This window comes from Kitasatospora sp. NPDC034533 (genome assembly GCF_055575155.1).
In genome coordinates this window covers 81,348-102,823 of the sequence record NZ_JBVITE010000005.1, presented here as the reverse complement: position 1 = coordinate 102,823, position 21,476 = coordinate 81,348, and the positions used below count along the sequence as shown (strand labels likewise).

Below are 21,476 nucleotides of genomic sequence, written 5' to 3'. Positions count from 1 at the left end.
CGTGCGCTAGGCGAGGTGCCCGGCGAGCCAGTCGGGGAAGTCGGTGAGGTCCGCCAGCACCACGTCCGCGCCGGCCTCGCGCAGTTCCCGCGCGCTGTACGGGCCGGTGGGCACGCACACCGCGATCGCGTCCGCGTGCCGGGCGCCCCGGATGTCCCCGAGGTGGTCGCCGACGTAGACGCTCGCGCCGTGCTCGCGCAGCGCCTCGCCCTTGGTCTCCGCCCACAGGTCGCCGATGACGGTGTCCGCGGCCAGCGCGGCGTGCTCCAGGTGGAGGCGGGCGTTCGGCTCGTACTTGCCGGTGATCACCGCGACCCGGCCGCCGTGGGCGCGGACCGCCTCGACGGCGGCGTGCGCGCCGGGCAGGGGGACGGTCGCGGCGAAGGCGTGCTCGCGGTAGAGCACCCGGTAGCGGTCGACCGCCCAGTCCACCCGGTCCTCGGGGAACCAGTTGCGGATCTCGTCCACCAGCGGCGGGCCGAGCCGGGTGACCGCCAGGTCCGCGTCGATGTACGTGCCGGTCTCGGCGGAGAGCGCCAGGTAGGTGGCGCGGATACCCGGCCGGGTGTCCAGCAGCGTCATGTCGAGGTCGAAACCGACGGTGAGCGGAGCGGTACGGGTCGCGGGCATGCCGCCAGGCTACCCAACGGCGGAGCGGACCACGAGGCGATTTGCCCGGCCTTCGCAGGGGAACTTAGGTTTGCCTCACTCGTCTGCGGAGAGGGCTCATGACCGACACCAGCGCGCCGCCCGGCGCGGCCCGCGCGCCGTACCGCGCGGGCCGGCGCCGAATACCGCTGCTCGCCGCCGCGCTCGCCGTCCTGGCCGCCGCGGTGCTGCTGAGCCTGTCCGTCGGCAGCCGGACCATCCCGTTCGGCCACACCCTGGACGCCCTGCTGCACGGCGGTGACACCGCCGACGCCGTGGTCGTCCGCGAGTTGCGGGTGCCGCGCACGGTCGTCGGCCTGGCCGTCGGCGCGGCGCTCGGCCTGGCCGGGGCCGTCATGCAGGGCCTGACCCGCAACCCGATCGCCGACCCCGGCATCCTCGGCGTCTCCCAGGGAGCTGCGGCCGGCGTGGTGGTCGCCATCTCCGGCTTCGGCGTCTCCACCCTCACCGGGTACGTCTGGTTCGGCTTCGCGGGCGCGGTGATCGCCACCGTCCTGGTGTACGGGCTGGCCGGGCGCGGCCGGGGCGGGGCGACGCCGATCAAGCTCGCGCTGGCCGGCTCGGCGACGTCCGCGTTCATCGCCTCGCTGAACACCCTGGTGCTGACCACGGACGCGGCCACCATGGACCAGTTCCGCTTCTGGCACGTCGGGGCGCTCTCCGGGCGGACCTCGGACGTGGCCTGGCAGCTGCTGCCGTTCCTGGCGGTCGGCACGGTGCTGGTGGTCGCGGTGGCGCGCGGGCTGGACGCGCTGGCGCTCGGCGACGACACCGCGAAGGGGCTGGGTGCCAGGACCGGCCTGGTCCGGGCGGTCGGCGCGCTCGGCGCGACCGTGCTGACCGGCTCGGCGGTCGCGGCGGCCGGCCCGATCGCCTTCGTCGGCCTCGCCGTCCCGCACGCGGCCCGGGCGGTGGCGGGCGCCGACCACCGCTGGATCCTCGCCTTCTCCGCCGTCCTCGGCCCGGCGCTGCTGCTGCTCGCCGACACCCTCGGCCGGGTCCTGTTCCCGCCGTCCGAGGTTCCGGCGGGCGTGATGACGGCCCTGGTCGGCGTCCCGGTCCTGGTGGCGCTGGTCCGCCGCCGGAAGGTGGTGGCGGCATGAGCGCCGCTTCCTCCCCCGGCACCGCTCCCGGGCCCGGCGCGCGTTCCGTCTCGCTGCGCGGCTACCGCGTCGTCCGGGCCGGGCGGGCGTCGTTCCTGCTGCACCGGCGCTCGACGGCGGTCGCCGCCGGGCTGCTGGTGGCGCTGGCGGCCGCCGCGGTGGCCTCGCTCTGCCTGGGCGAGTCCACCGTCGCGCCGGCCGAGGTGGTCAAGGTGGTGCTCGGGCGGCCGAGCCCGCACGAGCTGGTGGTCGGCGAGTTCCGGCTGCCCCGGGTGGTGGTCGGGCTGCTGGTCGGCACCGCGCTCGGGCTGGCCGGGGCGCTGATCCAGACCGTCGCCCGCAATCCGCTGGCCAGCCCCGACGTGGTGGGCGTGACCTGGGGCGCGACCGCGACCGTGGTCGGCCTGACGGCGTACGGCGTGGTCGGCTCGACCGGCCAGGCCCCGTACGCGGCGGTGGCCGGCGGCCTGCTGGCCGGGCTGCTGGTGTACTCCCTCGCCTGGCGGCGCGGCCTGCACGCGCAGCGCTTCGTGCTGATCGGCATCGGGATCAGCGTCGCGCTGTCCGCCCTGACGTCCGTCTTCCTCACCAAGGGCGACGGCTTCCAGGCCCAGGCCGCCAAGGTCTGGATGACCGGCAGCCTGAACGGCGCCGGCTTCGACCAGGCCGACCGGCTCGCCTGGGTGCTGCTCGCCGCCCTGCCGGTGGCGCTCTGGGCGGCCCGCGCCCAGCGGTCGATCTCCTTCGACGACGCCACCGCCGTCGGCCTCGGCCTGCGGCTGGACCGGATCCGCCTCGGCATGGCCCTGCTCGGCATCGTGCTGGCCTCGTGCGCGGCCGGGGCCGCCGGACCGGTGGACTTCGTCGCGCTGATGGCCCCGCAGATCGCGCTGCGGCTGGCCCGCTCGGCGCAGATCCCGCTGTTCTGCTCGGCGCTGACCGGCGCGCTGGTGGTGGTCCTCGCCGACCTGATCGCCCGTCGGCTGCTGGCGCCGACCGAGCTGCCGGTCGGCGTGGTCACCGGCATGGTGGGCGCGCCGTACCTGATGTGGCTGCTGATCCGATCCCGCCGTGGAGGTTCCTGATGTCCGCCCACCAGCCGGTCAGCCGGCGCCTGGAGGCCCGGGGCCTCACGCTGGCCTACGAGGCGCGCACGGTCGTCGAGGACCTGGACGTGGCGATCCCGGACGGCCGGGTGACGGTGGTCGTCGGCCCGAACGCCTGCGGCAAGTCGACCCTGCTGCGGGCCCTCGGCCGGCTGCTGAAGCCGGTCCGGGGCTCGGTGCTGCTGGACGGCGAGGAGCTGGCGCGCGTCCCGACCAAGCGGATCGCCCAGCGGCTCGGCCTGCTGCCGCAGACGCCGACCGCCCCGGAGGGCATCTCGGTGGCGGACCTGGTCGCGCGCGGCCGCCAGCCGCACCAGAGCTGGTGGCAGCAGTGGTCGCCGCAGGACGAGGCGGCGGTCGCGGAGGCGCTGGAGCGGACCTCGACCGCCGAGCTGGCCGACCGGAGCATGGACGAGCTGTCCGGCGGCCAGCGCCAGCGCGCCTGGATCGCGATGGCGCTCGCCCAGGGCACCGACATCCTGCTGCTGGACGAACCGACCACCTACCTGGACATCGCCCACCAGGTCGAGGTGCTGGACCTGGTCCGGCGGCTGAACGTCGAACGCGACCGGACCGTCGTCGCGGTGCTGCACGACCTCAACCAGGCCGCCCGGTACGCCGACCACCTGGTGGCGATGCGGGACGGCCGGGTGGTGGCGCAGGGCGCGCCCGCCGACGTGGTGACGGCCGAGCTGGTGCGGGAGGTGTTCGGGCTGGAGTCGGTGGTGGTGCCCGACCCGGTCACCGGCACGCCGCTGGTCGTACCCGGCGCCCCGTGGGCCGCCGCGGTGGAGGTCTGACCGCACCGGGCCGACGGCACCCCCGCGTAACGGCACTTCAGCCAACATTTCGGACATAATCGACCGCGCCCGACCCTCGCTCCGCAGCCAGAGGACCGCCGATGCCCCGGATCTCCCGCCGCACCCTCCTCGCCGGTCTCGGCGGTGCCGCGCTGGCGGCGGCCACGGGCTGCACCGACCGGCGGCCGTCCGCGGTGACCTCGGACGGCCTCGGGGCCTCCCCGTCCACCACCCCGGTGCCGCCGGTGACGGTGAACACGGCCACCGGCCCGGTGGCGGTGCCGGGCGCGCCGATGCGGGTGGTCGTGCTGGACACCGACGTGCTCGACTCCGCGCTGACCCTCGGCATCACCCCGGTCGGCGCCGCGCTCGCGGCCCGCGACAACCGCTACCCCGAGTACTGGCCGGCCTCCCGGACGGCGGGGATCCGGCTGGTCGGCCCGGCGGGCTCGCCCGACCTGCCGACCGTCCGGGCCCTGCGGCCGGACCTGATCCTCTCCAACCAGACCCGCGACGGCGACCGCTACGAGCAACTGCGGGAGATCGCCCCCACCGTGCTCACCCAGACCACCGGCGCCCCGTGGAAGGCCAACGTGCAGCTGCACGCCCAGGCGCTGGGCCGGGAGCAGGCCGCGGCGGCCTTCGCCGGCACGTACCAGAAGCACGCGGGCCAGGTGGCGCAGGCGCTGGCGGCGGCGAAGCTGTCGGGGCGCAAGGTGAGCCTGGTGCGGTTCGTCGAGGGCGGCGGCATCCGGGTGTTCGGCCGGCAGAGCTTCCCCGGAACGGTGCTCGCCGACGCCCAGGTGGGCCGGCCGGACGCGCAGAACGTCGACCAGCCGGACTTCGAGATCCCGCCCGACCAGCTCGCCAAGGCGGACGGGGACCTGCTGCTCTACGCGACCTACGGCGATCCGGACCGCTCGGGCGCCAACGCCGCGCTGGCGAGCCCGGCCTGGCAGGCGCTGGGGGCGGTCAAGGGCCACCGGGCGTTCCCGGTGGACGACCAGCTGTGGTTCCAGGGGATCGGCTACACCGGGGCCAACTACCTGCTGGACGAGTTGCAGCGCTTCCTCGGGGCGTAGCCGGGGCACGCGGGGCGAGGGGCGCCCGGTCGGCGCACCCGGGCCCGGCGGCGATCGCGGCCGGGCTCGACTCCCCGTCCGTACGGGCGCGTTCGGCGGCCTCGTGGAGGCCGGGCCGGCGGAGCCGCCGGACGGCGCCGGGCGGCGCCGCCGCCTGGAACCGGGCGTCGGCCGCCTCGGGGCGCGGGTCCGCATCGGAGGGGCTGACCGTTCGGGCACGACGCGCCGGGCCGTACGGCGGTCAGTCGGAACTCAGCGCCGCCCTGAGCCTGTTCCTCAACAGCCGTACGGCCGGGGACTGCTGGTCGCGGCGGGCGACGAGGCCGAGGCGGGCGTGGGTGACGGCGTCGGCGAGCGGGACGGCCCGCAGACCGGCGCCCTCGGCGGAGGAGGCGCTGAGGACGGCGACCCCGGCGCCGCGTTCGGCGAGGCGGAGCAGGGCCGCCGGGGAGCTGGCCTCGATGTCCACCCGCGGGTCCAGGCCGAGCCGACGGCAGGAGTCCGCGTAGGCCGCGCGGATGCCGGTGCCCGGGGAGAGGCAGAGGACCTTCTCCTCCCGGAGGTCGGCGAGGCGCAGTCCGCCCCGGTCGAGCGGGTGCCCGGCGGGGACGACGGCGGCGATCGGCTCGTCGACGACCACGGCGGCGTCCAGTCCCGGGGACGCCTCGCCCGCGTAGCCGATCAGGGCCAGGTCGAGCGCGCCGGCCAGGACCTGCGCCTGGAGGTCCTCGGAGGGCCCCTCGTGCAGGCTGAGCTCGATGCCGGGGTGACTGCGGCCGAGGTCGGCCACGGTGTCCAGGAAGGGCGGGATCGAGCAGCCCGTGATCATGCCGAGCCGGACCCTCCCGCGCACGGCGTCGGCGAACTCGGCGGCGGTGTGCCGGATGGCGTCCAGGGTGGCCAGGGCGCTCTTGGCGAGCGGGAGGACGGCCTCGCCGGCGGGCGTGAGGCGGACCTGGCGGCCGGCGCGGTCCAGGAGCTGCTGGCCCAGTTCGTGCTCCAGCTTGGCGACCTGGGTGCTGACGCCGGACTGGCTCACGTGCAGCCGGGCCGCCGCGGCGGTGAAGGTGCCCTCGTCCACCACGGCGGCGAAGTAGCGCAACTGGTGCATCTCCATGACCGCTGACGATAGGCGACCGGGGGTCCGGCCGCCCGGCCGGTCGCCCGGGGGAACCCGGCTCCGGCCCGAGCGGCGGGCCGTGACCGCGCGGGCGGTCACGGCCCGGCGGGTGTCACCGACGGCCCTCGGTGCCCCTGAACTCCTTGCCCTGCGGCTGTCCCGTCCTCCCCTCGGGGAGGTCGGTCTCGATGCGCTCCTTGCGCACCCGGCCGGTGACGGTCTGCTGCTCGACGCGCTCCTCGGTGACCAGCCGCACCCGTTCGACCGGGACGGCCTCGGTGCGCACCACCGGCCGCTCCGCGTGCAGGGTGACCTCGTACTCGGCCTCCGAGATCAGCTCGCCGGGCACCGCGGCGCGCCGGTCGGCCTCGGTGATGGGTTCGCGCTCGATGTGGACCTCCTCGTGCCGCACCGGCACGGTCTGCCGTTCCTCCTCGGTGACGACGTACTTGCGCAGCTTCGCGTGGCCGGTCTCGTACCGTTCGACGCCGACGCTCATCCGCTCCTCGGACCGCGTCATCACGCCGCCGTCCTGCTCCCGGCGCTGGCCGGTCCGCCCGGTGGCGGAGGTGGCGGCGCCCGGAGCGGTGGCGGCACGGCTGGTGGCGCTCGGGCCCTGGGCGGTCTGGCCGGTCTGGCCGGTGGTGGTCTGGCCCTGGGCGGTACGGCCGGTGGCGGTCTGGCCCTGGGCGGTACGGCCGGCGGCGGCAGCGGAGCCGGTCAGGCCCTCGGCGCCGGCCGTGCCGGACCGGCCCTTCGCCGCGGCGGTGCCGGCCGCGGCACCGGCGGCACCCGCGGCACCGGTGCCGCTCGCGTGGGCCCAGCCGCCCTCGCCGGGCTGGTTGGCGCTCTTCCACGCTTCGTCCCAGGCGATGCCGTAGTGCTGGTACAGCCGACGCTCCTCCGCTTCGGAGAGGTGTCCGCTGCTGTCCACGTCCACCAGCGGCGCGTCCTTGACCTTCTCCTTGGGGTAGGGCACCTCCAGGTGGTCCCCGACGACCCGGGCGTCGCGGATCGGCACGAAGGACTCACTCGCACCGAACCACCCGGTCTTGACGCTGACCCACTCGGGCTTGCCGGTGACGTCGTCGAGGAACATGTGGTCCGCGGTGCCGATCTTGTTGCCCTGTGCGTCATGTACGGGATGGCGCAGCATGGAACGGGCCTGCTGTTCAGTGATCACGATTCACGCCTCCTTCACATTCCAGCGTTGAGCGCCTTGCCGACCCGGGCAACCCGAAACCGCCTCACCTGATATTCACTCAGAGTGATGACCACGGCGGACCGGTCACGCACCGCACGATCGATCATTCACAGAGATGGCCACCATCGGATTCATCTGTTGGACGGATAATTCAGGCGGTCGGAAGATGGAGGCATGACGACGACGAACACCGCACGTGAGCTTGCCGAGGCCTACTTCTCCGCCTGGGAGGCGGGCGAGTTCGACACCCTCCGGGACCTGCTGGCCGAGGACGTCGACTTCGTCGGAGCGCTGGGAACGGCCTCCGGCGTGACGGAGGCGCTGGCCGGGCTGAAGGGGCTCGGGCAGGTGCTGGAGAGGATCGACGTGAAGGTCCGGGTGGCCGAGGGCGACGAGGTGATCACCTGGTTCGACCTGTGCACCAGCATCGCCGAGCCGGCCCCGACGGCGAACTGGATGCGCGTGGCGAACGGCAAGATCACCCGGATCCGGGTGACATTCGACCCGCGCGGACTGCTGGCCGGGTTCGAGAAGCGGGGCTGAGCCGGGGCCCGCCGCCGGAGCGGTGGGCCCGGCCCCGGGCAGTCCGCCTCAGCCGCCGGAGCGGATCGGCTCGCCCGTCCGGTGCAGGTGGACGAAGACCTCCCGGTAGGAGGCGAACAGACCCGTCTCGCAGTACGGGACGCCCTTCTCCGCGCAGAACTCCCGGGTGATCCGGGCGGCCCGGGCGAGCGCCGGGGTCGGCATGCTGGGGAAGAGGTGGTGCTCCACCTGGTAGTTGAGGCCGCCCATCATCGTGTCGACGACCGGCCCGCCGCGGACGTTGCGCGAGGTGAGCACCTGGCGGCGCAGGAAGTCCAGCTCCATCTCGGGCGTCACCATCAGCATGCCCTTGTGGTTCGGGGCGAAGACGCAGCCCAGGTAGACGCCGAGCAGCGCCTGGTGCACGGCGAGGAAGGCGACCGCCTTGCCCGCCGGGAGGGCGGCGAAGACCAGGCCGAAGTAGGCCGCGAAGTGGACCACCAGCAGGACGCCCTCCAGCACCGGGCGCTTCATCACCGGGCTGCGCAGCGCGCGGAAGCTGTTGAAGCTGAGGTTGAGGCCCTCCAGCAGGAGCAGCGGGACGAACAGGTACGCCTGCCGGCGGCCGATGAACCGGGCGAGGCCGCCCGCCTTCCGGGCCTGCCGCTTGGACCACACCAGGAGTTCGGGGGCGACGTCAGGGTCCCGCTCCTCGTGGTTCGGGTTGGCGTGGTGGCGGGTGTGCTTGTTCATCCACCAGCCGTAGCTCATGCCCATCAGCAGGTTGGCGGTGATCCGGCCGCCGAGCTCGCCGGGCGCTTTCCGCTCGAACACCTGACGGTGCGCCAGATCATGGGTCAGCAGGCCGAGTTGGGCGAACACCAGGGACATGGCCGCGGCCAGGCCGAGCTGCCACCAGGTGTCGCCCAGCGCGAACAGGGCGTACCAGCCGCCGAAGAAGGCGGCGAGCACCAGGCCCGCGCGGACGGCGTAGTAGCCGGGGCGCCGGTCGAGCAGGCCCTCGGCGGCTATCCGGCGGGTCAACTGGGCGAAGTCGCTGCCGCCGCTCCCCGGCCGGGGGCCGGTGGCTGGGGGCGCTTCGGACGTCATCACGGGATGCGCGGGCATGGTTCGAGTCTGCTGCGGCCGGACGCTCCGCAGAACGGGGAAAACTCCACTCCCGTAGGGGAGTTAACCCCCGTACCGCAAGTGGTGATTCCTGGCTGGGCAACGGGGCGCCGGCTCCCCTACGGCCGCCCGAACAACTCGTCCAGGTGGTACGCGAGGACCGCGAGCGCCTGCTCGCCGGTGCGCTGGCCGCCCAGAACGCTGGAGCCGAGCCCGTTGACCATCGCCAGCAGCCCGGCCGCCACCGCCTCGACGTCCCGCTCCGGCCCGATGGCCCCGGCCCGCTGCGCCGCGCGGAGCTGCTTGGCGAGGAAGCCCTCCAGCACCGCCGGCGGCTGCGCGGCCTGGTGCTCCAGCATTCCGGGGTCACTGAGGACCAGGGTGTAGTACGCCGCGTACGTCCTGGTGATCCGGCGGCTCTCGGCGTCCGTCGGCAGGATGCAGGACAGGACGGCCGTCACCACCTCCCGGGGGGCGCGCGCCTCGCCGATCCACCGCTCCATCCGGGCCTGGAGCTGGGCGCCGAGCCGGGCCAGGGCGTCCAGCAGCAGGCCCTCCTTGGACACGAAGTAGTACTGCACCAGCCGCAGCGAGACGCCGGCCTCCGTCGCGACCGCCCGCATGCTGGCGGACTGGAGCCCTTGGGTGTCGGCGATCCGCAGCAGGGCCTCGGCGATCTGCCGCCGGCGTTCCTCGTGGTCGACCTTGCCGGTCATTCCGCGTCCTCCACGGTTCGTCCGCTCGCTCTTGGTACACCCGTATCATGCCTGTGATACACATGTACCATGCGAATCAGCGAGTTCAGGAACGGCAAGGCCGAAGCCCGCTACCGCACCGCCTACGAGCGTGCCCTCGGCCGGCTCTGGCCGGGCGAACGGACCTCGCTCGACGTCCCCACCGGCTACGGCACCACCCGGATCCACCGCGCCGGCCCCGCGCGGGGCACACCGATCGTGCTGCTGCCCGGCTCCGGCGGCAACGCGCTGATGTGGCACTCCTACGTCGAGCCGCTCACCGCCCGGCACCCCGTGATCGCCGTGGACACCGTCGGCGAACCGGGCGCCAGCGTGCAGAGCGCCCCCATCGCGGACGGCCGGGACGCCGCCGACTGGCTCGAAGAGCTCCTCGCGGCCCTCGACCTGCCCTCCGTCCACCTGGTCGGCTGCTCCTACGGCGGCTGGATCGCCCTCCACCACCAGCTCCGCCACCCCGGCCGGACCACCGGTCTCACCCTGGTCGACTCCGCCGGCCTCGCCGACCTCAGCCCGCGCTTCTACCGCTGGCTCGTCCTCGGCGGCCTCGCCGCCACGGCCCCGCGGGCCCTGCGCCCCCGCCTCGCCCGGAAGCTCGGCAACAGCGCCATCCTGGACACCGAGCTGATGGCCCTGCTCCGCGCCTCGGCGGGCTTCCGCCGCCGGCTGCCCCTGGCCGCCACCCTCACCGACGACGAACTCCGCGCGCTCAGCACCCCCGCGCTCAGCACCCCCGTGCTCGCGCTCCTCGGCGAGCGCAGCGCCCTGCACGACGCCCCCGCCACCGCCGAACGCCTGCACCGCCTGCTGCCCGGCGCCGAGGTCCGCATCGTCCCGGACGCCGGGCACTCCCTCACCACCGACGACCCCGCCGCCGTCCTCGCCGGCATCCTCGCCATGGCGGCGCGGCCGGCCGGGTGAGCGGAGCGGCCGGCCGGCCGGTTGTCCGGGCCGAACGGGCGGCCGGGTTGCACGGACCGGCCGGGCGGCCGGTTGAACCCGGGCCGGACGACCGTTGAACCCGGCCCGGGCGGACCGTTGAACCCGGGCCGGACAGACGGTTGAACCCGGGCCGCACGGCCGCCGCGTCGGCTACGCCGGTCCGCCGAGGGCGGCCCGGACCAGCCGGGTGACCGCCGGGATCGCGGCCGTCAGGTCACCGCCCCCGTCCCGCACCCCCGCCTCCGTCGCCAGCGCGTCGTAGGTCTCGAAGGCGGTGAGGACGAAGAGCAGCCCCACCGCGTCCGGCGGGGCGGCCGGCAGACGGCCGGTCAGGACCGCCGCCCCCTCCCGGCGGCGCGCGTCACGGTCGGCGATCACCCGGCCCACCTCCTCGTCCAGCGCGGCGAGGGCCCGCAGCCGGCGGGTGCAGACCCGGTCGACCGCCCAGAAGCCGCCCATCACCTCCACGAAGCGGTCCACCGCCGCCCACGGGTCGGCGAGCGTGAACGCCTCGGCCAGCCGGGACATGCCGCCCTGGGCGGCGAGGGCGTCGCAGACCGCCTCCAGCAGGCCCGCCTTGGAGCCGAACTGGTAGTAGACGGTCGCCCGGGCGACGTCCGCCCGGCGGGCCACCGCGTCCAGCGAGGCCCCGCCGGTCTCGGCCAGGTGCGCGCGGGCGGCCGCGACGATCCGGGCGCGGGTCTCGTCGACCTCCGCCTGCCGCTGTCCCATCCGGTAGGACCGGGGGCTCATCCCGCTCGCCTCCACCCACTCGTTCCGTGTGAACCGTGTGAACTGGCAGTATCGCCGATCGGCCCACCCGGACCGGGGCGCGGCGGGGCGGCGGGCGCGGCGGGGCCTGGGGCAGTGGGGCCCGGTGGGGCCCGGGGCCGCGGAGCGCGGTGGGGCCCGGTAGGACCGGTGGGACCCGGTGGGGCCCGCCCCGCTCAGACGATGACCCGCCCGCCACTGACGTCCAGGGTCTGCCCGGTGATCCAGGAGGACGCGTCGGAGGCCAGGAAGAGCGTGGCCGAGGCGATGTCCACCGGCTCGCCCAGCCGCCCCAGCGGATGCGCGGCGGCGACCGCGGCCCGCACCTCCGGCGACATCTGCGCGTCGGTCCGCTCGGTGCGGACGGCGCCCGGCGCGACGGCGTTGACCCGGACGCCCTCGCCGGCGACCTCCAGGGCGAGGTGCCGGGTGAACATCAGCACGCCCGCCTTGGCCGTGGCGTACGCGGCGGAGGCGCCGCCGGCCAGCCGGCCGGCCGTGGAGGCCATGGTGACGACCGAACCGCTGCCACGGGCCAGCAGCCCGGGCAGGAAGGCCCGGACGGTGAGGAAGGTGGCGGTGAGGTTTCCGTCCAGGACGGCCCGCCAGTGCTCCTCGCTCTCGCGGGCGGTCGGCACCGGGTAGCCGTCACCACCGGCGAAGGCCGCCAGGACGTCGACCGGGCCGAGATCCCGTTCGATCCTGGCGGCGGCGGAGCCGAGCGCCGCCGCGTCCGTGCAGTCGGCGACCAGGCCGAGCGCCCTGGCACCCTGCGCCCGCAGTTCCCCGGCCACCGCCATCAGCGCCTTCTCGTCGCGGCCGAGGACCGCGACGGCCGCCCCCTGCCGGGCGAAGGCGCGGGCGGTCTCCGCGCCGATGCCACGGCTGCCACCGGTGATCACGACCACCCGGCCGTCCAGGTCGGGGTACCGGGCCTGCTGAACTCCCATGCTCCATCACTCCTTCGTGCTTGCTCTCGCGGTGTGTTGTGGTTCACTTGATTCATTCATACAGCCCGTCTGAGTGAATGACAACCACTGCCGCTCGCCGCCCGACCCCCGCCCGCACCCCGGGCAACCCGAGGAGGAACCGATGAGGATCGCAGTCGTGGGAGCCACCGGGCGCACCGGCCACCTGGTGGTCACGCTCGCCCTGGCGGCCGGGCACACCGTCACCGCCGTGGCCCGCGACCCCGCCCGACTGCCGGCCTTCCCGTACGGCACCCCGCTCACCGCGCGGGCCGACGTCACGGAGCCCGGCTCCCTGCACGATCCGCTGAGCGGCCAGGACGTCGTGGTCGCCGTCCTCGGCACCACCGGCCGCCGGGCCACCACCGTCTTCTCCGACGGCGCCCGCGAACTGACCGCCGCCGTCCGGGCCGGCGGCGCCCGGCACCTGCTGATGATGAGCTCGGCCGGCCTGGACACCAGCCGGCTCCCCTACGCCCAGCGGCTGGTGACCAGGCTGGTCGTCGACCGGCTGTACCGGGAGGTCCACCACGACCTGGCCCGGATGGAGGCGGTGCTCGCCGGGTCCGACATCGCCTGGACGGTCGTCCGGGTGCCGATGCTCAAGGACGGCCCGGCGTCCGCCGGCCCCCAGGTCTCGTACGACCGCCCGCTCCCCCGCGCCGGCACCGCCACCCGTGCCACCGTCGCCCACTGGATCGTCGACCACCTCGGCGACCCGGCGACCTTCCGCCGCCTCGTCCACCTCGCCGACGACTGAGCCACCGCCCGTGTACCGGCAGTTCGACGACAACCTTCCCGACAAGACCGACCATCCGGTCAGACCGGCCCGGCAGTCGCGTGACGGTTCGACGACGCTCGGACAGACCGGCCAGGCTGCCTACCTCCGGAACGGCCGCACCCATGCCGATCCGGCACGGCACCGGGCCGGATCCCCTTCCGCGAGGGCCGGCCCGGTGCCGTCTCAGCCCCGCCGCCCCGCTTCAGCCCTGCTGCGACGCACGGCGGCGCATGGTGAGCAGCAGCAGGGCCACCGCCGACAGCACCGCGGCCAGCCGCAGCACGTTCGGGGCCGCCGACCAGCTGATCTGCCCCAGCGGGGACCCCGACTGGAGCCCGGCGCCCTCGCCGCCGGCCTGCTTGGCCCGCTGCATGGAGTACAGGGTGGTCACGCTCATCGTGACCACCGGGATGCCGAGGATCACGAACTTGCGCATCAGGTCCGTTATCCGGCGCGACAGGTAGCCGAGGCCCCAGCCCGCCAGCATGGCGGGGAAGAAGCCGGTGACGGCGCCGCCGACCAGCAGGCCGCAGGAGAGCAGGATCAGCGGGGACGGCTTGCGGGCCGGCGCACCGCCCTTCTCGCCGCCCCCGTCCTTGGCCCTGCCCCTGCCCTTGCCCTTCCCCTTGTCCTTGCCGCCCGCCTCCCCGGCGGGGGCCTGCGGCGGCGCGGCGGGAGCCGCCGGGGGCGGCGGCTTGAGCCATCCCCGGCGCGGCTTCTTCGCCGGTTCCGCCGTCACCGGCTCCGGCGCCGGCTCGGCCTGTTCGGCCGTGCGCTGCTCGGGGATCGGCTTCGGCGCGGGCTGCGGCCCGTCCGAGAAGTCGAAGAGCGTCATCGTCCACGGGCCGGTGCTCTGCACCGTCGGCGGCGGGATCGCGTCCGCCCGGTCCTCGACGACGGCCATGTCCGGCAGGTCCAGCGACACCGCCGGGATGCCGGCGACGCTCAGCGCCGGCGGGTCGTACACGCTGTCCGGGTCGAAGGCCGGCTCCGCGGCGGGCGGAGCGGCGGGCGGAGCGGCGGGCGGAGCGGCGGACGGGACCTCGGCGGCCCCCGAACCCGACGAGCCGGCCGACGGAACAGCCGACGCGCCGGCCGACGGGGCCGACGACGGAGCCGCCGGAGCGCCGCCGCCCGAGCGCTCCCCCGAGCCGTTGCCCGGGCGCTCGCTCCACGGCCCGCTCTTGCGCCACCACTCGCCGTCCGTCATCACCGACCACCCCGCCTCGCCCGTACCCGGCCGCCCACCGAGCCGCCCTCGGCGTGACGCTACCCACCCCGCCCCCGCCCACGCGAGTCCGACGGCGGGCGCGGCGGTACGGCGGTGAGGCGTCGGCCGGAGGACACCCCGCCGTCCCCCCGCCCGACTAACCTAGGTCGAATGACCACACAGCAGGGCCCCCAACGCCGGGGCAGGTCCGCCACCGGCCCGCGCACCCTCGCCGAGGAGCTGCGCGCCCGTCCCGACGACGCGCTCGCCGCCCTGCTCCGCGCCCGCCCCGACCTGCTGAACCCCGTCCCCGGCGACCTCACCCAGCTGTCCGCCCGGCTCTCCTCGCGCGCCTCCGCGCTGCGCGCCCTGGAGCGGCTCGACCGGTTCACCCTCCAGGTCGCCGAGGCGCTCGCCGCCGCCCCGGACGGCACCTCGCTGGCCACCGTCCGCACCCTGCTGACCGGCCCGGCCAAGGTCAAGCCGCACCCCGGCGCCACCCCGCTCACCCCGGCCGACCGGTCCGCCGTCGCCGCCGCCCTGCCCCGCGCGATCGCCACCCTGCGTGACCGGGCGCTGCTCTGGGGCCCGGACAACGGCCTGCGGCTGGTCCTCGCCGTGCGCGAGGCGCTCGCCCCCACCGCCAACAATCCCGGCCGCACCGGCCTCGGCCCCACCCTCGCCGACGCCACCGCCGGCATGTCCCCGGCCCGGCTCCAGCAACTGCTCGCCTCCGCCGGACAACCCGCCACCCCGGACCCGGTCAGCGCCGTCGCCGCCCTCACCGCACTGCTCACCGACCGCGCCCGCTGCGCCGCGCTGCTCGACACCGCGCCCGAGGCCGCACTGCGGCTGCTGGACCGGCTGGTCTGGGGCCCGCCCACCGGCACCGTCCCGGACGCCGCCCGCCCGGTCACCGCCGAGGACGCCCAGAGTCCGGTCGAGTGGCTGCTCGCGCGCGGCCTGCTGCTGCCCAGCAGCCCCGGCAGCGTCGTCCTGCCCCGCGAACTCGCCCTGCACCTGCGCGGCGGCCGCACCCACCGCACCGTCGAGCCGGTCCAGCCCGAGCCGGCGCCCGCCGCCGCCCCGCGCGACCCCGAGGTGGTCGACCGCGCCGCCGCCGGCCAGGCGCACACCGCGGTCAGGACCGTCGAGGAACTGCTGGACGGCTGGGGCCTCACCCCGCCGCCGACCCTGCGCGCCGGCGGCCTCGGCGTCCGCGACCTCAAACGCACCGCCCAGGCCCTGGAGACCACCGAGCAGCAGACCGCCTTCTGGCTCGAACTCGCCTACACCGCCGGGCTGCTGGCCCCCGACGGCGAGGTGGACGAGCGCTGGGCCCCCACTCCGGGGTACGACGCCTGGCTGCACCTGGACACCGCCGAACGCTGGTCCGTCCTCGCCGGCGCCTGGCTGGCCGCCACCCGCGTCCCCGCCCTCGCCGGCACCCCGGACGGACGGGGCAAGCCGCGCGCCGCCCTCGGCCCCGAACTCGACCGCACCCTCGCCCCGTCCGTCCGCCGCGCCGCCCTCGCGCTGCTCGCCGAGCTCCCGCCCGGCACCCCGGCCACCGCCGAGGAACTGCTCCCCACCCTGCGCTGGCAGCGCCCGCTGCGCGGCGGCCCCACCGGCCCGGACGGCCGCGAACTGCGCGACGACCTCACCGCCTGGACCCTCGACGAGGCCGAACTCCTCGGCATCACCGGCCGCGGCGCCCTGGCCGCCCCCGCCCGGGCCCTGCTCACCGCCGAGTCCGACCCGGCCGAGGTGCTCGCCCCGCTGCTCCCGCAGCCGCTGGACCACGTGATCCTCCAGCCGGACCTCACCGCGATCGCCCCCGGCCCGCTGCTCACCCCGCTCGCCCAGGCGCTCGCCCTGTGCGCCGACATCGAGTCCAAGGGCGGCGCCACCGTCTACCGCTTCACCCCGACGTCCGTACGGCGCGCCCTCGACGCCGGCCGCACCGCCGCCGACCTGCGCGCCTTCCTGGAACAGCACAGCCGCACGCCCGTCCCGCAGCCGCTCGGCTACCTGATCGACGACGTCGCCCGCCGGCACGGCGTCCTGAGGGTCGGCGCCGCCTCCTCCTACCTGCGCTGCGACGACCCGTCGCTGCTGGGCGAGGTGCTCGCCGACCGCCGCTCCGCCGACCTGCGGCTTCGGCTGCTCGCCCCCACCGTCCTCGCCTCCCAGGCCGCCCCGGACGTCCTGCTCGCCGCGCTGCGCACCATGGGCTATGCCCCGGCCGCCGAGTCCGCCGAGGGCGACGTGCTGATCACCCGCCCGGACAGCCACCGCACCCCGCCCCGCACGGCGCCCGTGCCCGTCCCCGACGGCCCGCCCGCGCCCGACGACACCCTGCTCGCCGCCGCCGTCAAGGCCATCCGGGCCGGCGACCGGGCCGCCACCGCGAACCGCCGCGGGCCGGCCCCCGACCCGCGCCACCTCCCCCGCACCGCCGCCGCGGAGACCCTGGCCGCCCTCCAGACGGCCGTCCTGCTCGGCGAGCGCATGTGGATCGGCTACCTCAACGCCGAGGGCATCGCCAGCCAGCGCATCATCGACCCGGTCAAGGTCGAAGGCGGCTTCGTCACCGCCTTCGACCACCATGCCGACGAACTCCGCACCTTCGCCCTGCACCGCATCACCGGCGTCGCGGAACTCGACGAGTGACGTCCGGGCCTCAGTGCCCCTGCTGCGCCTCCTTCATCTTGTCCTGGACGACCTTGTCCGCCAGGCCGCCGATCTGCGACTGCCCGATCGGCATCGAGCCCCCGGTCGCGGTCTCCGCGATCAGGAACCCCGGCGCCGCGAGCAGCCCGCCGGGCCCCTCGCCGATGCCCGCGAGGGCGTGGGCCGAACCGGCCGAGGAGGCGGTGGCCGCGAAGGCCGAGCCCATCAGGGCGAGGGCGGTGAGAACACGCTTCGACTTCTTCATGGCCAGCCCAACGAGCCGGCACCCGCCCTGGTCACTCCGGACGGCTCCCGAGCACCACCCGCGATGCGCGACACTGGAGGGTCTGCGTCAAACCACCCTGTCAGCCAGTGGAGGGCTCCCCCGCGTGAACGACGGACCGCTCATCGTCCAGAGCGACAAAACTCTTCTCCTGGAGATCGACCACCCCAAGGCCGCCGACTGCCGCCGCGCCATCGCGCCGTTCGCCGAGCTGGAGCGGGCGCCCGAGCACGTGCACACGTACCGGGTGACGCCGCTCGGGCTGTGGAACGCGCGGGCGGCCGGGCACGACGCCGAGCAGGTGGTGGACGCCCTGGTGACGTACTCGCGCTACCCGGTGCCGCACGCGCTGCTGGTGGACGTGGCGGACACCATGGGCCGGTACGGGCGGCTCCAGCTGGTCAAGCACCCGACCCACGGGCTGGTGCTCACCACCACCGACCGGCCGGTGCTGGAGGAGGTGCTGCGCTCCAAGAAGATCGTGCCGCTGGTCGGCGCCCGGGTCGATCCGGACACCGTGGTGGTGCACCCCTCCGAGCGCGGGCAGATCAAGCAGGTGCTGCTCAAGCTCGGCTGGCCCGCCGAGGACTTCGCCGGGTACGTGGACGGCGAGGCGCACCCGATCGACCTGGCGGAGGACGGCTGGAAGCTGCGCCCGTACCAGGCGCAGGCCGTGGAGGGCTTCTGGCACGGCGGCTCGGGCGTGGTCGTGCTGCCCTGCGGCGCCGGCAAGACCCTGGTCGGCGCCGCCGCGATGGCGCACGCCAAGTCGACCACGCTGATCCTGGTCACCAACACCGTCTCGGCCCGCCAGTGGAAGCACGAGCTGGTCAGGCGCACCACGCTCACCGAGGACGAGATCGGCGAGTACAGCGGCACCAGGAAGGAGATCCGCCCGGTCACCATCGCCACCTACCAGGTGATGACCACCAAGCGGAAGGGCGTCTACGCCCACCTGGAGCTGTTCGACGCCCGCAACTGGGGCCTGGTGGTCTACGACGAGGTGCACCTGCTGCCCGCGCCGGTCTTCAAGTTCACCGCCGACCTCCAGGCCCGCCGCCGGCTCGGCCTGACCGCGACGCTGGTGCGCGAGGACGGCCGCGAGGGCGACGTGTTCAGCCTGATCGGCCCCAAGCGCTTCGACGCGCCGTGGAAGGAGATCGAGGCCCAGGGCTACATCGCGCCCGCCGACTGCTGCGAGGTGCGGGTCACCCTGACCGACTCCGAGCGGCTCGCCTACGCGACCGCCGAGCCGGAGGAGCGCTACCGCTTCTGCGCCACCACGGCGACCAAGCGCCGGGTGGTGGAGGCGCTGGTCAGGAAGCACGAGAAGGACCAGACGCTGATCATCGGCCAGTACATCGACCAGCTGGACGAGCTCGGCGAGGCCCTGGACGCCCCGGTGATCAAGGGCGAGACCAGCAACGCCCAGCGCGAGAAGCTCTTCGACGCCTTCCGGAACAAGGAGATCAGCGTCCTGGTGGTCTCCAAGGTCGCGAACTTCTCGATCGACCTGCCCGAGGCCACCGTGGCCATCCAGGTCTCCGGGACCTTCGGCTCCCGCCAGGAGGAGGCCCAGCGCCTCGGCCGGGTGCTGCGCCCCAAGGCCGACGGCCACGCGGCGCACTTCTACTCGGTGGTCGCCCGGGACACCGTGGACCAGGACTTCGCCGCCCACCGGCAGCGCTTCCTGGCCGAGCAGGGCTACGCGTACCGGATCATCGACGCCGACGACGTGCTGCGGGGCGACGCGCCGCAGGACGACGTGCGGTAGGAGACCGCGGCAGGAGGCCTCAGTACCGGACGCCGTCGCGCCCGAGGAAGATCACGCGCGCGGCGGTGTCCAGGGCGATGCCGACGTTGCGCACGGCGGTGGTCAGCGGGTTGCGGTGGCGCCCGGAGGCGGCGGTGGCGCCGGCCGGGCCGGATCGGGGGGTGCGGTTCGTGGTGCTCATGTCTTCAACGGTAGGCACCCGGACGGCCGCGGGCATCACTCCAAAGGGCGTATCCGCAGGTGCGCGGGTCGTCCTCCCGGTGTACGGGGGACCCCGGGGCGGGGGTGGGGCGAACCCCGAGACGGGGGCGGCTGGAACCCCGAGGCGGACGGGTCTAAGATCGTCCGTCTGCCCCCTCCCGAACCGTGGTACCTGCTGAGCGCCCGCAGGCAGCCGGGGGAGGAGTCGGCCGTTCGGCAACCGGTCGACGTACCCACCGTGAGCTCCTACGATCCGCTGCGCCCGCCACCGGGGCAGCCGGGAAGGTTCGCTGTGCCCGCCACCCCCACCACCGATCCCCTCCAGCGCGAACGCGACCACCTGGCCGCGTCCCGGGCCGCGCTGCGCGCCATGCGCGCGGACGTCGAGTCGCTCGACATCCGCGACGTGACCGGCTCCTGGGTCACCACCGTCATCCTGCAGAACCAGATCGAGGCCAGGATCGCCGCCCTGGCCGACCTCTCGCACACCCCGCTGTTCTTCGGCCGCCTCGACTACCTGCACGCGATCAGTGCGGAGCTGAGCGAGGGCCGAGGCGGCGAGAGCTTCTACATCGGCCGCCGGCACGTCCACGACGCCGACGGCGACCCGATGGTGATCGACTGGCGCGCGCCGGTCTCCCAGCCGTTCTACCGGGCCAGCCGCACCGACCCGATGGACGTCGAGCGCCGCCGCCGCTTCGGCTACACCGGCGGCGAACTCACCGCCTACGAGGACGAGCACCTCACCGACCCGGCCGAGACGGAGCGCTCCTCCGCCCTGCTGGCCGCCGAGATCGAGAAGCCCCGCGTCGGCCCGATGCGCGACATCGTCGCCACCATCCAGCCCGAACAGGACGAGATCGTCCGCTCCGACATCACGGGCACCATCTGCGTCCAGGGGGCGCCCGGCACCGGGAAGACCGCCGTCGGCCTGCACCGCGTCGCCTTCCTGCTGTACGCGCACCGCGAGCGCCTCGCCCGCACCGGCACCCTGGTGATCGGGCCGAACAACGCCTTCCTCTCGTACATCGAGCAGGTGCTCCCGGCCCTCGGCGAGCTGGAGGTCGCCCAGGCCACCGTCCAGCAGCTGGTCGGGCACGTCGAGGTGCGCGGCGAGGACACCCCGCAGGCGGCCCGGCTGAAGGGCGACGCCCGGATGGCCGAGGTGCTGCGCCGGGCGGTGCGCTCGGGCATCACCCTGCCCACCGAGCCCTGCGTGGTGGTCCGCGGCTCCCGCCGCTGGCGCGTTCCGGTGTACGAACTGGTCGAGATCATCGAGGAGTTGAAGGGCCGCGACATCCGCTACGGCGCCGCCCGGGACGCCCTGCCGCAGCGCATCGCGCACGCCGTGCTGCTGAAGATGGAGCAGGGCGGCGAGGCCCCGGACGACCGGGTGCAGGACGCCGTGGCCCGCAACAGCGCGGTCAAGGCGGTGGTCAAGGAGTGCTGGCCGGCCGTCGACCCGGCGAAGCTGGTCCTGCGGCTGCTCTCCGAGCCTCGGTTCCTCGCCGAGTGCGCCGAGGGGATCCTCACCCCCGAGGAGCAGCGCGCGGTGCTGTGGCCCAAGCCCGGCCGCTCGGTGAGGACCGCCCGCTGGACGGCGGCCGACGCCGTCCTGGTGGACGAGGCGACCGACCTGGTGCAGCGCACCCCCTCGCTCGGGCACGTGGTGCTGGACGAGGCCCAGGACCTCTCCCCGATGCAGTACCGCGCGGTCGGCCGCCGCTGCACCACCGGCTCTGCGACCGTCCTCGGCGACCTCGCCCAGGGCACCACCCCGTGGGCGACGGCGAGCTGGCCGGAGGCGCTGCACCACCTGGGCAAGCCGGAGGCGCACGTCGAGGAGCTGACCAAGGGCTTCCGGGTGCCGGAGGAGGTCATCGCGTACGCCTCCCGGCTGCTCCCGGCGATCGCCCCCGGCCTGGCCCCGGCCTCCTCGGTCCGCGAGGCGCCCGGCTCGCTGACGATCCGCCAGGTCCCGGACGGGGAGACCGCGCAGGCCGTCCTGGCGGCCTGCCGGGAGGCGCTGGAGCACGAGGGCTCGACCGGTCTGATCGCCGCCGACGCCCGCGTCCCCGCGCTCGCCGAGGCGCTGACCGCGGCCGGGCTGGCGTACCTCTCCCCCGGCGACGAGACCAGCGCCGTGGCCCGGCTCACCCTCGTCCCGGCCTCGCTGGCCAAGGGCCTGGAGTACGACTACGTGGTGCTGGACGAGCCGGCCGCGGTGATCGCCGGCGAGCCGGACGAGCGGACCGGGCTGCGGCGCCTTTACGTGGCGCTGACCCGGGCCGTCTCCGGGCTGACGGTGCTGCACGGACAGCCGCTGCCCGAGCAGTTGAGGTGAGGCGCGCGGAGGGGCCGGTCCGCTGACCGGCCCCTCGGGCCAC

Annotated in this window: 20 protein-coding genes; 10 read left to right on the top strand and 10 right to left on the bottom strand. The window is 75.1% G+C overall.

The features are described 5' to 3' along the window. Positions 1-6: 6 nt before the first annotated feature. The gene (locus ACZ55U_RS05775) at positions 7-630 is read right to left on the bottom strand and encodes an HAD family hydrolase (protein ID WP_465522804.1); all 624 of its coding nucleotides are present in this window, start codon (positions 628-630) and stop codon (positions 7-9) included. A 98-nt stretch (positions 631-728) separates the two neighbouring features. Between ACZ55U_RS05775 and ACZ55U_RS05770 the strand changes: the two genes are divergently transcribed. The 4 genes from ACZ55U_RS05770 to ACZ55U_RS05755 all read left to right on the top strand — a co-directional run bounded on the left by ACZ55U_RS05770 (position 729) and on the right by ACZ55U_RS05755 (position 4,760). Continuing rightward, entirely contained in the window at positions 729-1,772 is a 1,044-nt protein-coding gene (locus tag ACZ55U_RS05770) for a FecCD family ABC transporter permease (protein WP_465522802.1), read from the top strand. Next, a complete protein-coding gene (locus tag ACZ55U_RS05765; protein ID WP_465522800.1) occupies positions 1,769-2,857 on the top strand; it encodes a FecCD family ABC transporter permease in 1,089 nt (362 codons plus the stop codon). The genes ACZ55U_RS05770 and ACZ55U_RS05765 overlap by 4 nt, the downstream gene beginning before the upstream one ends. Further along, positions 2,857-3,678: an ABC transporter ATP-binding protein gene (locus ACZ55U_RS05760; protein ID WP_465522798.1), complete on the top strand. Its 822-nt coding sequence runs from the start codon at positions 2,857-2,859 to the stop codon at positions 3,676-3,678. The genes ACZ55U_RS05765 and ACZ55U_RS05760 overlap by 1 nt, the downstream gene beginning before the upstream one ends. A gap of 101 nt (positions 3,679-3,779) precedes the next feature. After that, entirely contained in the window at positions 3,780-4,760 is a 981-nt protein-coding gene (locus tag ACZ55U_RS05755) for an ABC transporter substrate-binding protein (RefSeq protein WP_465522796.1), read from the top strand. A gap of 241 nt (positions 4,761-5,001) precedes the next feature. On the opposite strand, the gene ACZ55U_RS05750 is transcribed toward ACZ55U_RS05755, so the two are convergent. Both ACZ55U_RS05750 and ACZ55U_RS05745 read right to left on the bottom strand, forming a co-directional pair. Beyond that, on the bottom strand, positions 5,002-5,877 hold the full coding sequence (locus tag ACZ55U_RS05750; RefSeq protein WP_465522794.1) for a LysR family transcriptional regulator: 876 nt from the start codon (positions 5,875-5,877) through the stop codon (positions 5,002-5,004). Between the two features lie 115 nt (positions 5,878-5,992). Continuing rightward, a complete protein-coding gene (locus ACZ55U_RS05745) occupies positions 5,993-7,063 on the bottom strand; it encodes a PRC and DUF2382 domain-containing protein (RefSeq protein ID WP_465522792.1) in 1,071 nt (356 codons plus the stop codon). Positions 7,064-7,258: 195 nt separating this feature from the next. Between ACZ55U_RS05745 and ACZ55U_RS05740 the strand changes: the two genes are divergently transcribed. Further along, a complete protein-coding gene (locus tag ACZ55U_RS05740; protein WP_465522790.1) occupies positions 7,259-7,627 on the top strand; it encodes a nuclear transport factor 2 family protein in 369 nt (122 codons plus the stop codon). A gap of 48 nt (positions 7,628-7,675) precedes the next feature. Here ACZ55U_RS05740 and ACZ55U_RS05735 read toward each other — a convergent pair whose 3' ends face one another. Continuing rightward, complete coding sequence (locus ACZ55U_RS05735; RefSeq protein WP_465522788.1) at positions 7,676-8,734, bottom strand: fatty acid desaturase family protein; 1,059 nt, start codon at positions 8,732-8,734, stop codon at positions 7,676-7,678. 119 nt (positions 8,735-8,853) lie between these two features. Next, the gene (locus tag ACZ55U_RS05730) at positions 8,854-9,450 is read right to left on the bottom strand and encodes a TetR/AcrR family transcriptional regulator (protein WP_465522786.1); all 597 of its coding nucleotides are present in this window, start codon (positions 9,448-9,450) and stop codon (positions 8,854-8,856) included. Positions 9,451-9,519: 69 nt separating this feature from the next. Between ACZ55U_RS05730 and ACZ55U_RS05725 the strand changes: the two genes are divergently transcribed. Further along, complete coding sequence (locus ACZ55U_RS05725) at positions 9,520-10,407, top strand: alpha/beta fold hydrolase (RefSeq protein WP_465522784.1); 888 nt, start codon at positions 9,520-9,522, stop codon at positions 10,405-10,407. 171 nt (positions 10,408-10,578) lie between these two features. On the opposite strand, the gene ACZ55U_RS05720 is transcribed toward ACZ55U_RS05725, so the two are convergent. Together ACZ55U_RS05720 and ACZ55U_RS05715 are read right to left on the bottom strand one after the other, a co-directional pair. Beyond that, positions 10,579-11,181, bottom strand: a complete 603-nt coding sequence (locus ACZ55U_RS05720; protein WP_465522782.1) for a TetR/AcrR family transcriptional regulator — start codon at positions 11,179-11,181, stop codon at positions 10,579-10,581. 194 nt (positions 11,182-11,375) lie between these two features. Further along, complete coding sequence (locus ACZ55U_RS05715) at positions 11,376-12,149, bottom strand: SDR family NAD(P)-dependent oxidoreductase (RefSeq protein ID WP_465522780.1); 774 nt, start codon at positions 12,147-12,149, stop codon at positions 11,376-11,378. Positions 12,150-12,291: 142 nt separating this feature from the next. Between ACZ55U_RS05715 and ACZ55U_RS05710 the strand changes: the two genes are divergently transcribed. Then, a complete protein-coding gene (locus ACZ55U_RS05710) occupies positions 12,292-12,927 on the top strand; it encodes an NAD(P)-dependent oxidoreductase (protein WP_465522778.1) in 636 nt (211 codons plus the stop codon). 223 nt (positions 12,928-13,150) lie between these two features. On the opposite strand, the gene ACZ55U_RS05705 is transcribed toward ACZ55U_RS05710, so the two are convergent. Beyond that, positions 13,151-14,158 carry a hypothetical protein gene (locus ACZ55U_RS05705; protein WP_465522776.1) on the bottom strand — a complete coding sequence of 336 codons (1,008 nt, stop codon included), beginning with the start codon at positions 14,156-14,158 and terminating at the stop codon, positions 13,151-13,153. 171 nt (positions 14,159-14,329) lie between these two features. On the opposite strand from ACZ55U_RS05705, the gene ACZ55U_RS05700 reads away from it, so the two are divergent. Further along, positions 14,330-16,831, top strand: a complete 2,502-nt coding sequence (locus ACZ55U_RS05700) for a helicase-associated domain-containing protein (protein ID WP_465522774.1) — start codon at positions 14,330-14,332, stop codon at positions 16,829-16,831. Positions 16,832-16,841: 10 nt separating this feature from the next. On the opposite strand, the gene ACZ55U_RS05695 is transcribed toward ACZ55U_RS05700, so the two are convergent. After that, positions 16,842-17,096, bottom strand: coding sequence for a hypothetical protein (locus ACZ55U_RS05695; protein ID WP_465522772.1), 255 nt, complete (start codon positions 17,094-17,096; stop codon positions 16,842-16,844). A gap of 124 nt (positions 17,097-17,220) precedes the next feature. Between ACZ55U_RS05695 and ACZ55U_RS05690 the strand changes: the two genes are divergently transcribed. Further along, positions 17,221-18,888 (top strand): DNA repair helicase XPB, encoded by a 1,668-nt coding sequence (locus ACZ55U_RS05690; protein WP_465522770.1) that lies wholly within the window; start codon positions 17,221-17,223, stop codon positions 18,886-18,888. Positions 18,889-18,907: 19 nt separating this feature from the next. On the opposite strand, the gene ACZ55U_RS05685 is transcribed toward ACZ55U_RS05690, so the two are convergent. After that, complete coding sequence (locus ACZ55U_RS05685) at positions 18,908-19,069, bottom strand: hypothetical protein (protein ID WP_465522768.1); 162 nt, start codon at positions 19,067-19,069, stop codon at positions 18,908-18,910. Positions 19,070-19,381: 312 nt separating this feature from the next. Between ACZ55U_RS05685 and ACZ55U_RS05680 the strand changes: the two genes are divergently transcribed. Then, a complete protein-coding gene (locus tag ACZ55U_RS05680; protein ID WP_465522766.1) occupies positions 19,382-21,433 on the top strand; it encodes a HelD family protein in 2,052 nt (683 codons plus the stop codon). The last annotated feature ends 43 nt before the right edge of the window (positions 21,434-21,476 follow it).

What these genes read in the sequence shown, in the direction of transcription:
- ACZ55U_RS05775 (WP_465522804.1), bottom strand. Translation starts at nt 630, where the DNA reads ATGCCCGCGACCCGTACCGCTCCGCTCACCGTCGGTTTCGACCTCGAC.
- ACZ55U_RS05770 (WP_465522802.1), top strand. Translation starts at nt 729, where the DNA reads ATGACCGACACCAGCGCGCCGCCCGGCGCGGCCCGCGCGCCGTACCGC.
- ACZ55U_RS05765 (WP_465522800.1), top strand. Translation starts at nt 1,769, where the DNA reads ATGAGCGCCGCTTCCTCCCCCGGCACCGCTCCCGGGCCCGGCGCGCGT.
- ACZ55U_RS05760 (WP_465522798.1), top strand. Translation starts at nt 2,857, where the DNA reads ATGTCCGCCCACCAGCCGGTCAGCCGGCGCCTGGAGGCCCGGGGCCTC.
- ACZ55U_RS05755 (WP_465522796.1), top strand. Translation starts at nt 3,780, where the DNA reads ATGCCCCGGATCTCCCGCCGCACCCTCCTCGCCGGTCTCGGCGGTGCC.
- ACZ55U_RS05750 (WP_465522794.1), bottom strand. Translation starts at nt 5,877, where the DNA reads ATGGAGATGCACCAGTTGCGCTACTTCGCCGCCGTGGTGGACGAGGGC.
- ACZ55U_RS05740 (WP_465522790.1), top strand. Translation starts at nt 7,259, where the DNA reads ATGACGACGACGAACACCGCACGTGAGCTTGCCGAGGCCTACTTCTCC.
- ACZ55U_RS05735 (WP_465522788.1), bottom strand. Translation starts at nt 8,734, where the DNA reads ATGCCCGCGCATCCCGTGATGACGTCCGAAGCGCCCCCAGCCACCGGC.
- ACZ55U_RS05730 (WP_465522786.1), bottom strand. Translation starts at nt 9,450, where the DNA reads ATGACCGGCAAGGTCGACCACGAGGAACGCCGGCGGCAGATCGCCGAG.
- ACZ55U_RS05725 (WP_465522784.1), top strand. Translation starts at nt 9,520, where the DNA reads ATGCGAATCAGCGAGTTCAGGAACGGCAAGGCCGAAGCCCGCTACCGC.
- ACZ55U_RS05720 (WP_465522782.1), bottom strand. Translation starts at nt 11,181, where the DNA reads ATGAGCCCCCGGTCCTACCGGATGGGACAGCGGCAGGCGGAGGTCGAC.
- ACZ55U_RS05715 (WP_465522780.1), bottom strand. Translation starts at nt 12,149, where the DNA reads ATGGGAGTTCAGCAGGCCCGGTACCCCGACCTGGACGGCCGGGTGGTC.
- ACZ55U_RS05710 (WP_465522778.1), top strand. Translation starts at nt 12,292, where the DNA reads ATGAGGATCGCAGTCGTGGGAGCCACCGGGCGCACCGGCCACCTGGTG.
- ACZ55U_RS05705 (WP_465522776.1), bottom strand. Translation starts at nt 14,158, where the DNA reads ATGACGGACGGCGAGTGGTGGCGCAAGAGCGGGCCGTGGAGCGAGCGC.
- ACZ55U_RS05700 (WP_465522774.1), top strand. Translation starts at nt 14,330, where the DNA reads ATGACCACACAGCAGGGCCCCCAACGCCGGGGCAGGTCCGCCACCGGC.
- ACZ55U_RS05695 (WP_465522772.1), bottom strand. Translation starts at nt 17,096, where the DNA reads ATGAAGAAGTCGAAGCGTGTTCTCACCGCCCTCGCCCTGATGGGCTCG.
- ACZ55U_RS05685 (WP_465522768.1), bottom strand. Translation starts at nt 19,069, where the DNA reads ATGAGCACCACGAACCGCACCCCCCGATCCGGCCCGGCCGGCGCCACC.